This window comes from Streptomyces sp. NPDC047841, assembly GCF_040704085.1.
GTDB lineage: Bacteria > Actinomycetota > Actinomycetes > Streptomycetales > Streptomycetaceae > Streptomyces > Streptomyces argyrophylli.
On record NZ_JBEYRP010000002.1, the window covers coordinates 1 to 9,755 of the forward strand.

The window sequence follows — 9,755 nt, forward strand, 5'->3', positions numbered from 1 at the left end:
ACGCCGGTCTTCAGCGCCTCCTACAGCGGCCTGTTCAAGTCCTTCTTCGACGTGCTCGACAAGGACGCGCTGACCGGCAAGCCGGTCCTGATCGGCGCCACCGGCGGCACCGGACGGCACTCGCTGGTACTGGAACACGCGCTGCGCCCGCTGTTCGCCTACCTCCGCGCCGTCGTCGTCCCCACCGGGGTCTACGCCGCCTCCGAGGACTGGGGCGCCGAAGGGCTCGCCGAACGGATCGAACGGGCCGCGGGAGAGCTGGCCGCGCTGATGCCGTTGGCTCCGCGGCGGGGGGAGGAGGCCGTTGTGCCCTTCGCCGAACAGCTCGCGGCGCTGCGGCGCTGAGGGCGCTGAGGGCGCCCGCCCACCCGACCCGGCCGGCTGAGAGGCCGCCGTCTCGGGTGGGCGCCGGCCTGTGACCGTTCCCGTCGGCGGAGCGGTCCGGGGGTTTCACCGGTTGTCTCTTCCTCGGTGAGAGGCCGGTAAAAAGGGTGATCGTAGGTCCGGCGGGCCCGGTCGAACCGCCGGACGCCTTGGCAGACTGGGGATGTGCCCCAGACTGTGCTGCTCGCCGAAGACGACCGTGCCATCCGTCATGCCCTGGAGCGTGCCCTGACGCTGGAGGGGTACCAGGTGACGGCGGTCGCCGACGGCGTGGAAGCGCTGGCGCAGGCGCACCGCAACCCGCCGGACGTGCTGGTCCTCGACGTGATGATGCCGGGCATCGACGGGCTCCAGGTGTGCCGGGTGCTGCGTGCCGAGGGGGACCGCACGCCCATCCTCATGCTCACCGCCCTCGTGGAGACCGCGGACCGCATCGCGGGTCTGGACGCCGGCGCCGACGACTACGTGGTCAAGCCGTTCGACGTCGAGGAGGTCTTCGCCCGGCTGCGCGCGCTGCTGCGCCGTACCAGCCCGGTGTCCGTGCCCGGCGGCGGCCCCGAGGGCCCGGTCCGTGAGGCGCAGGTGTCCTCCGACCGGCAGGTGGAGGCCGCAGGTCTGCGCATGGACCTCCAGGCCCGCCGGGCCTGGCGCGGCGGGCGCGAGCTGGAGCTGACGCGGACCGAGTTCGAGCTGCTGGAACTGCTGGTGCGCAACGCCGGCATCGTGCTCGACCACTCCACGATCTACGACCGCATCTGGGGCTACGACTTCGGCCCCGGCTCCAAGAACCTCGCCGTCTACGTCGGCTATCTGCGCCGCAAGCTGGACGAGCCCGGCGCCCCGCAGCTGATCCACACCGTACGGGGCGTGGGTTACGTGCTGCGGGAGGACTAGGTGGGCCGCCGGTGGCTGCCGGACCGGCCCCGGCCGAAGCTGGTCTCCCTGCGCACCACCTTCGCGGTCTCCTTCGCCGCCGTCACCGCCGCGGTGACGATCCTGGTCGGCATCATGTCGTACAACTCCGCCGCGCGGCTCGTCCGGGTGGACCAGCAGTCGGTGTTCACGCAGGTCGTGCAGGACGTCCGGGACGAGGTACGGCAGCACAGGATGGGTCCGGAGGACTTCTCCTCCTCCCGTCCGGGGCACGATCTGGTCCGTCCCGCCCGCACCGACGTCCAGGTGCTCGGCGCGCGGGGGCAGATCGTGGACCACGGCAGCCCGGTGCTGCCGGTCACCTCCCGGGACCGGGCCACGGCGCTCGCGCGGACGGCCGGGCAGGTGGTCGAGCACAAGGACGTGCGGGTGGACGCGGACCTGTTCCGCATCGCCACCGTCTCGCTCGGGAACGGGCGGGGGGCCGTCCAGGTCGCGCAGGAGTTCAGCGACACCGAGGACCTGCTGCGGGCGCTCCAGCAGCGGACGCTGATCCTGATGGCGGCGGTCGTGGTGGCGGCCGGGCTGTTCGGCTGGTGGCTGGCCCGGCGGATCACCCGGCGCCTGGTGATCCTGACGTCGGCCGCCGAGGACGTCGCCCGCACCCGGCAGCTGGGCATCCAGGTGCCGGTGGCCGGGCTGGACGAGGTGGGGCGTCTGGGCCGGGCCTTCGACCGGATGCTGGGGCGGCTCGCGCAGTCGGAGGAGGACCAGCGCAGGCTGGTGCAGGACGCCGGCCATGAACTCCGCACGCCGCTGACCTCCCTGCGTACGAACATCTCGCTGCTGCGACGGATCGACGAGCTGCCGCCCGCCACCCGGGAGGAGCTGGTCGCCGACCTCTCCCAGGAGGCCCGGGAGCTGACCGACCTGGTCAACGAGCTGGTCGACCTCGCCGCCGGGCAGTCCGACAGCGAGCCGCCCCAGCGGGTGGACCTCGCCGACCTCGCCGAGGACGTCGTGGGGCTGGCCCGGCGCCGTACCGGCCGGGAGATCGTGCTGCGCGCGAGCGGTGACACGACGACCGACGGGCGGGCCGGGATGCTCCAGCGGGCCATCTCCAACCTGGTCGAGAACGCGGCCAAGTTCGACCGGGACGGCAAGGCGCCGATCGAGATCGGGATCACGGGGCCGGCGCGGCCGGGGACGGTCCGGGTGGAGGTGCGGGACCGGGGGCCGGGGATCGCCGAGGGCGACCTCGTCCGCATCTTCGACCGCTTCTACCGCGCCGCCGACGCCCGTTCCCTGCCCGGTTCCGGTCTCGGCCTGTCGATCGTCCGCGAGATCGCCATGGCCCACGGCGGAGCGCCGTTCGCCTTCCGGCGGGAGGGCGGGGGAGCGGTCATCGGCTTCACGGTGGGCGGCGGGATCGTCCCGGGCGGCGGCAGCGGTACCTGAGGCGTGCGGGCGCAGGTGGCCGGCCGCTGTCGCCGGTTGGGTACGTGTACCCATCCCGGGACGCGTAGGTGCGCCCATCCGTCCGCCGTGCTCGCCGCCGTGGCGTCGCCGTATGCCCGGGTGTTCGTTGACGGCACGGACTCCTGTTCCCCCGGTGACGCGGTCGCCTCCGTGCGGCCGCCCGTCCTGTGGCACGCGGGGCTATGAGCGGCCCGGCAGGGTGAGGAAGCCCTCGGCGCGGGCGCTCGCCAGGCCGATCCTCGGGATGTCGCTGCTCTTGGCGAAGAGCAGGAAGCGGGGTTCCCACACGGGGCGGTACTTGGCGTTGGCCCGGTACAGGGACTCGATCTGCCACCAGCGGGAGAAGAACGTGAGGGTCGAGCGCCACAGGCGCAGCACCGGGCCCGCGCCGAGGCGGGCGCCGCGTTCGAAGACCGAGCGGAACATGGCGAAGTTGAGCGAGACCCGGTCGATGCCCAGCTCCTGCGCGTGCAGGAGGAGTTCGACGACCATGAACTCCATCAGGCCGTTCTCGCAGGCGCGGTCGCGGCGCATCAGGTCCAGGGAGAGGCCGCGCTCCCCCCAGGGCACGAAGCTGAGCAGGGCGCGGGGTTCGCCCTGCGCGTCCCGGCACTCCAGCATCACGCAGCGGCCGTCGGCCGGGTCGCCGAGGCGGCCGAGGGCCATGGAGAAGCCGCGTTCGGTGGCGCCGTCCCGCCAGTGCTCGGCGCGGTCCACGAGGACGGCCATCTCCTCGGCCGGGATGTCCTCGTGGCGGCGGACGCGGACCGTGCAGCCGGCCCGGCGGACCCGGTTGTGGGCCTGGCGGACCACGCGCATGGCCCGGCCCTCCAGGGTGAAGTCGGCGAGGTCCACGATCGCCTCGTCGCCGAGTTCCAGCGCGTCCAGGCCGTGCCGGGCGTAGACCGTGCCCGCTTCCTCGCTCGCGCCCATCACGGCCGGGGTCCAGGCGTGCCGGCGGGCCTCGGCGAGCCACGCGTCGATGGCGCCGGGCCAGGCCTCGGGGTCGCCGAGCGGGTCGCCGGAGGCGAGGCTGACCCCGCCGACGACACGGTAGGCGATGGCCGCCTTGCCGCTGGGGGAGAAGATGACGGCCTTGTCGCGGCGCAGGGCGAAGTAGCCGAGGGAGTCGCGCTCGCCGTGGCGTTCCAGCAGGTCGCGGAGCCTGTGTTCGTCCTCCTCGGCGAGCAGGCAGGCGCCGCGCGGGGCGCGGAAGCAGGCGTAGAGGACGGCGAGGAACGCCACGGCCATCAGGATGTTGACGATGACGTCCACCCAGCGGGGGGCCTGTACGGCGGTGACGTGGTCGGCGAGCGGGCCGACGCTGATGCCGCGCAGCAGGGTGTAGGCGATCTCGTCCTTGAGGCCGGCGCCGGTGACCTTGTTCGTCGCGTGGACGAGGAGCGTGCCGAGGCCGCCGCCGACGAGGATGCCGCCGATGCCGGTGGCGAGGGCCAGGCGCGGGTTGGAGCGGTCGCCGATGGCGTCGAACTCGCGGCGCCCGAGCAGCAGGGCGGCGACGAACAGGCCGGTCAGGGCGGTGGAGACCCAGTTGAAGGCGTGCTCGCGGTAGGGGGCGCGGGTGAGGGCGGCGGCGTAGAGGCCGAGGAGGGGGCCGGCGAGGAGCAGGTTGAAGAGCCAGGCGGCTCGTTTGCGGCGGCGCATGACCACCGCGAGGAACAGGGCGAGGGCCGCCGAGACCAGGCCGGCGGTGGCCAGGTAGGGGGTGAAGAACTGGCCCGCGTTGTGTTCGTGGACCTCTTCGCGGAAGGGGAGGGAGACGACCGCCGCGAGGTTCAGCGCGGCCAGCAGGCGCAGGTACCAGACGGTGGCCGTGGCGGCGCGGGCGCGCAGCCGGTGGTCGCCGCCGATGCGCGGGAGGCGGGGGGTGAGGACGCGGACGGCGCGGCGGGGAGCGGGGAGCCGCGGCGGGACGGGGGAGGACTGTCGTGCGGTGGTCGTCCACTGTTCGGACGTCGTCTGTGGTGCGGGCATGGCGACTGGTCACCCTTGGGGACGGGGACGGGGCACCGCCGACCCTACAGCTTGTAGGGTAACGAGGGGGTATGCATCCGCACGGCCGGCGCACGGCCTCCCCTCCCGCGGCGGCCCTCAGTCGCCGCCTCCGCGCCGGGCCGCCGTCAGCAGCCAGGCCAGGTTGCCCACCGCCGCCCCGGCGGCCACCGCGGCGACGATGACCCCGCCGGTCGCGAGGCCGTCGCTGAACAGGTGCGGACGCCGGTCCAGGCTGTGCAGCCCGAAGCCGCACAGCTCGTACACACCGACGGCGGCGATCACCAGGCTGACGATCAGCACGGTCAGGGTCGGCGCGAGACTGCGTGCGCAGACCTCCGTGCCGGGCTCCGCTTCCGTGGTGTCCTGCATGGGTCCCCCGTTGAACAGACGTGTGCACGGCCCGGTGGCCGTCGGCGCTTGGGAACCTACAATACGTAGGGTCGGTTAGGGTCGACGCCGTGCGGATCTACATGAGCGTGGACATGGAAGGCATCACCGGGCTCGTCGACGCCGACGACGTCCAGCCGGGCGGCCGGGACTACGAGCGGGGCCGCACCATGATGGCCGAGGACGTGAACGCCGCCGTACGGGGCGCGCTGGCGGCCGGCGCGACCGGCATCCTGGTCAACGACGCCCACGGGCCGATGCGCAACCTGCTCCCCGGCGCGCTGCACCCGGCGGCCCGTCTGGTGCGCGGCAAGCCCAAGCAGCTCGGCATGCTGGAGGGGCTGACCGGGGAGTACGACGCCGCCCTGTGCGTCGGCTACCACTCCCGGGCCGGTGCGCTGGGCGTGCTCAGCCACAGCTTCATGGGCCACGAGATCGAGGACATGTGGCTGGACGGCCGCCCGGTCGGCGAGATAGGCCTCGCCCACGCCACGGCCGCCGCCCTCGGGGTGCCCATTGTGGCCCTCACGGGTGACGACGCGGCGTGCGCGGAGATGACGGAGTGGGACGCGTCGGTCGTCACCGTCCCGGTGAAGTACGCACGCGACCGGTTCGCGGCCGAGCTGCGGCCGGAGGCGGAGGCGCGGGGGGCCATCGAGGAGGCGGTCACCCGCGCGCTGTCCCAGGGCCCGCGCCGCCCCGCACCCTCCGCCCCCGAGGCCACCCTGACCGTCCGCTGGCAGTCCGCCTCGGTCGCCGCGACCCTGCTCGGCATCCCCGGCGTGACGGCCGAGGACCCCAGGACGGTCCGGGCGAGCGGCCAACTGCCCGCGCTGTACCGGCAGTTCGGGGTGTGGATGCGGGTGGCGGCGTCACTCACCAACCAGCCGCCGTACTGCTGACGCCCACCGGCGGGCCGTGCGGCGGCTGCCCGGTCCGGTGGCGGGCCGTGTGGTGGCCGGCCGGTTCTGTGGCGGGTGTGAGGCGGGCCGCGTGGGCGTGGTCGCCGTGGCGGTGGAGTACCGGTGGCGGTGGCCGTGGTGGGGCGGGTTGGGGTCGCGGGGCGGGGATGCGCAGGTCGTGAGGCATTCCGCGTCCGGCCCGGTGAGCGGGTCGGCGGCGCCGGCTGCGAGGGCGGCCGGGGCGTGCTCCACGATCCGGGCGGTGGGGTGGGCAGCGGCCCGGTACGGCCCGCGGCCCGCGCACCGTCCTCGACGGCGCCGGTACGGCCACCGCCGCCCGCCTCCTCGTAACCCGGCGGGTGGTCCCGGCCCGCTGCGCCGCCGGGCCCGCTTCACCGGGACCCGGCAGGACGTGGTGCGGGCGTTCGAGGGGGCGGGGCCGGCGGGCCGGCTTCAGCTCGGCCGGGCGGCCGGCGCCGGTCAGCTGGACCGGCCGGCCGGGTGCCGGTGCGCCCCGTCCCGCAGGAACAGCACGCTCGTGAGGGTGCCCAGGAGTACGAGGGCCGCGTTCAGCGCGATCGCCGTCCGCAGACCGCCGAGGACGGCCACGGCCCCCGTACCGCTCATCGCGGCGGTGGCGACGGCGCTCATCACCGGCGTCCCCATGGTGATCCCGACCTGCTGGGTCATCGTCGCCAGCCCGGTGGCCAGTCCCTGCTCCCGGTCGGCGAGACCCGAGGTGGCGGTCACCATGAAGCCGACGATGACCAGCATGTTGCCCACACCGCCCGCGAAGGTCGCGGCCGACAGCAGCCACAGCGAGGAACGGCCGGTGCCGAGCCCCAGCAGGGCCGCCGTGCAGAGGGCCTGGCCCAGGCCGCCGGCCAGCAGCACCCGGGTGGCACCGAGCCCGCCGATCAGCCGCGGGGCGAGGGCGCCGCCGACGACGGTCCCCGCGCCCAGCACACCGAACGTCAGCCCGGCGGCCAACGGCGAGAAGCCGAGCACCTCCTGGAGGTAGAGGGTCAGCAGGAACACCAGGGACGTCTCGGTCAGGAACGCGGTCAGACCGGCCACGTTCCCCCACGCCACCGATCGCCTGCCCAGCACGTGCGGCGGCACCAGCGGCGCGGACACCCGCCGCTCCACCGCCGTGAACACCCCCAGCAGCACCACCCCGGCCGCCAGCGGCAGCAGCGCGTCCGGCGCGCCCCAGCCGTGCTCACCGGCCTGCGTCAGACCGAGGACGACGGCCAGCAGTCCGAGCGTCACCGTGACGGCACCCGGCACATCCGTCTTGGGCCGCTGCTCGGGCCGGGACTCGGCGATGACGGTGGGCGCGACGAGCAGCACGGCGAGGGCCACCGGTACGTTGACGAAGAACGCCCAGCGCCAGGAGAGCAGGTCGGTCAGCAGGCCGCCGAGGATCGCCCCCGTGGTGAAACCGGCCGACATCAGCGCCCCGTTCAGCCCGAGCGCCTTCTCCCGCAGCGGGCCCTCCGGGAAGGACGTCGTCAGCAGCGACAGACCGGCCGGGGTCACCGCGGCGGTGGCCAGCCCCTGGAACACCCGGGCCACGATGAGCACGTCGGGGCTGCGCGCCAGTCCGCCCGCCAGCGAGGCCGCGCCGAGGACGGCGAGACCGGCCAGGAACACCCGGCGGCGGCCGAAGAGATCGGCGACCCGCCCGAACAGCAGCGTGAACCCGGCAGCGCAGAGGGCGAACGCCGTGCCGATCCACTGGAGACGGGCGAGCGGGAAGCCCAGACCGGCGCCGATCACCGGCAGGGCCACGTTCAGGATGGAGAAGTCCACGGCCAGCATGAACTGGGCCGCGAGCAGCAGCACCAGCACCAGGCGGAGCCGGGGCGTGAGGACGGCGGGGACGCCGGGTGGCCGAGGGGTGACGGTGACGGACATGACGGGACGGTCCCTTCTGCTGCGGAAGCGTTCACGGATGGCGCGGGGTGCCGACGGGCGGCGGGAGCGCCCGCGCGGTGGTCGCCGGGTCGGTGGAGGTGCGGGGGTTCTTGCGGAGGTGCCGGGGTCGGTGGAGGTGCGGGGGTTCTTGCGGAGGTGCCGGGGTCGGTGGAGGTGCGGGGTTCTTGCGGGGGTGCCGGGGTCGGCGGAGGTGCCGGTGATCCGGGTTGCGGGTGATCCGGGTCGCGGGTGCTCCGGACTGCCGGTGTCCTGCGGAGGTGCCGCTGTGCGGCGGAGGTGCCGGGCCCGGCGCCTCCGCCGGCCACAAGAGTCGTCCGTGCCGCCCGCCCCGGCCAGCACCCCCCTGCGACCGCCCACCGCGAGGGTGGTCATCGCGTGACCACCTTCGGGTGTCCCGCTCACGCCGCCCGCCGGGCAGGATGGACGGCGACCGCCGTACACCCGGAAGGCGTGCGCCCCGCACCCGCGCCGGCGCCCGCCACACCCCCCGGAGGCCTGCATGGATGCGCCGTCCGAACTGGGAGCCTTCCTCAAGTCACGCCGTGCCGCGCTGCGGCCGCAGGACGTCGGCCTCGCGACCGCGCCGGCCCGCCGCCGGGTCGCCGGGCTGCGTCGCGAGGAGCTGGCCCTGCTCGCGGGCGTCAGCATCACCCACTACACCCGCCTCGAACAGGGCCGCGCGGCCGGCGTCTCCGACTCCGTGCTGGACGCCATCGCCCGCACCCTGCGCCTCACCGAGGACGAGACCGCCCACCTCAGGGACCTGGCCCGCCCCGCCGCCCGGCGCCGCCCGGCCGCACCCCGTGCCGAGCACGCGACCCCGTCGGCCCGTCAGCTGCTCGCCGCCATGACCGACGTGCCGGCGCTTATCCTGGACCGGCGCAACGACGTCCTGGCCTGGAACCGGCTGGGCCACGCCCTGCTCGCCGCGCACCTGCCCGGGGACGCCCCGGACACCCTCACCGCCCGCCCCAACCTCGTCCGCATGCTGTTCCTGGACGAGCGGTACCGGGCCCTGTACGCCGACTGGAAGGAGGAGGCCCACCTCGCGGTCGCCTCCCTGCGCTTGGTCGCCGGCCGGCACCCCGACGACCGCGCACTGGCCGAGCTGATCGGCGGGCTGTCCATCCGGAGCGACGAGTTCACCGCCCTGTGGGCCCGGCACCCGGTCCGCACCTGCGCCTCGGGGAGCAAGTCCCTGCGCCACCCGGCGGTCGGCACGCTGGAGTTGAGCTTCGAGAACCTGTGCCTGCCGGGCCCCGCGGGCCAACGCCTCATCGCCTACACGGCCGCACCCGGCACCCCCTCCGACGCGGCCCTGCGCCTCCTGCCCGGTACGGCGGCGTCCGCCGGGCCGGCGCTGCCCGCGCCGGACGCGATCACGGTCGCCCACGCCACCGGGACCTGAGCCGACGAGGGCCGGGTCCGGGCCCGTGGCCGGCCCGCCGCCGCCCCGCACGGGGACACGCACCGGCTGCCCTTCCCGCCTTCGCCGACGTAGCCTGCCGGGACTTCGCCGTATCCACCGCCGAACGGGAGTGCCCGCGTGACCGAGCCGACCGCCCCGGACAAGAAGCCCTTCCTGTACGTCGTCGTCTGCGCGAGCGGCGTCGCCCCTGACGTCGGCGAACTCATCACCGCCGCCCAGGAGGCGAACTGGGACGTCGGCGTCGTCGCCACGCCCCGGGGCCTCGGCTTCATCGACGCGGAGGCGGTCGAGGCCCGGACCGGCTACCCGATCCGCTCCGCCTGGCGCTCACCGGGAGACCCGCG

General features: G+C 74.8%; 8 protein-coding genes and 1 pseudogene. 6 read left to right on the top strand and 3 right to left on the bottom strand.

Translation table 11 applies throughout. The features are described 5' to 3' along the window. The 3 genes from AB0947_RS02520 to AB0947_RS02530 all read left to right on the top strand — a co-directional run. A partial coding sequence (locus AB0947_RS02520) for an NAD(P)H-dependent oxidoreductase (RefSeq protein WP_366748441.1) occupies window positions 1–345 on the top strand: 345 nt, incomplete at its 5' end. Between the two features lie 204 nt (window positions 346–549). Beyond that, window positions 550–1,278 (top strand): response regulator transcription factor, encoded by a 729-nt coding sequence (locus AB0947_RS02525; protein ID WP_366748442.1) that lies wholly within the window; start codon window positions 550–552, stop codon window positions 1,276–1,278. Continuing rightward, entirely contained in the window at window positions 1,279–2,715 is a 1,437-nt protein-coding gene (locus tag AB0947_RS02530) for a HAMP domain-containing sensor histidine kinase (RefSeq protein ID WP_366748443.1), read from the top strand. 201 nt (window positions 2,716–2,916) lie between these two features. Here AB0947_RS02530 and AB0947_RS02535 read toward each other — a convergent pair whose 3' ends face one another. Then, complete coding sequence (locus tag AB0947_RS02535) at window positions 2,917–4,731, bottom strand: phosphatidylglycerol lysyltransferase domain-containing protein (protein ID WP_366748444.1); 1,815 nt, start codon at window positions 4,729–4,731, stop codon at window positions 2,917–2,919. A 117-nt stretch (window positions 4,732–4,848) separates the two neighbouring features. Beyond that, a complete protein-coding gene (locus tag AB0947_RS02540) occupies window positions 4,849–5,121 on the bottom strand; it encodes a hypothetical protein (protein WP_103812681.1) in 273 nt (90 codons plus the stop codon). An 89-nt stretch (window positions 5,122–5,210) separates the two neighbouring features. Here AB0947_RS02540 and AB0947_RS02545 point away from each other — a divergent pair, with 89 nt between their 5' ends. After that, window positions 5,211–6,041, top strand: a complete 831-nt coding sequence (locus AB0947_RS02545; RefSeq protein WP_366748445.1) for a M55 family metallopeptidase — start codon at window positions 5,211–5,213, stop codon at window positions 6,039–6,041. A 480-nt stretch (window positions 6,042–6,521) separates the two neighbouring features. On the opposite strand, the gene AB0947_RS02550 is transcribed toward AB0947_RS02545, so the two are convergent. Next, the gene (locus AB0947_RS02550) at window positions 6,522–7,961 is read right to left on the bottom strand and encodes an MFS transporter (protein ID WP_366748446.1); all 1,440 of its coding nucleotides are present in this window, start codon (window positions 7,959–7,961) and stop codon (window positions 6,522–6,524) included. A gap of 520 nt (window positions 7,962–8,481) precedes the next feature. Here AB0947_RS02550 and AB0947_RS02555 point away from each other — a divergent pair. Both AB0947_RS02555 and AB0947_RS02560 read left to right on the top strand, forming a co-directional pair. Further along, on the top strand, window positions 8,482–9,390 hold the full coding sequence (locus AB0947_RS02555) for a helix-turn-helix transcriptional regulator (RefSeq protein WP_366748447.1): 909 nt from the start codon (window positions 8,482–8,484) through the stop codon (window positions 9,388–9,390). Window positions 9,391–9,528: 138 nt separating this feature from the next. Next, window positions 9,529–9,755 (top strand): annotated as a pseudogene (locus AB0947_RS02560) (flavoprotein); the annotation flags it as partial.

Coding starts and splice junctions, on each gene's coding strand:
- AB0947_RS02540 (WP_103812681.1), bottom strand. CDS start 5,121: ATGCAGGACACCACGGAAGCGGAGCCCGGCACGGAGGTCTGCGCACGC.
- AB0947_RS02550 (WP_366748446.1), bottom strand. CDS start 7,961: ATGTCCGTCACCGTCACCCCTCGGCCACCCGGCGTCCCCGCCGTCCTC.
- AB0947_RS02535 (WP_366748444.1), bottom strand. CDS start 4,731: ATGCCCGCACCACAGACGACGTCCGAACAGTGGACGACCACCGCACGA.
- AB0947_RS02555 (WP_366748447.1), top strand. CDS start 8,482: ATGGATGCGCCGTCCGAACTGGGAGCCTTCCTCAAGTCACGCCGTGCC.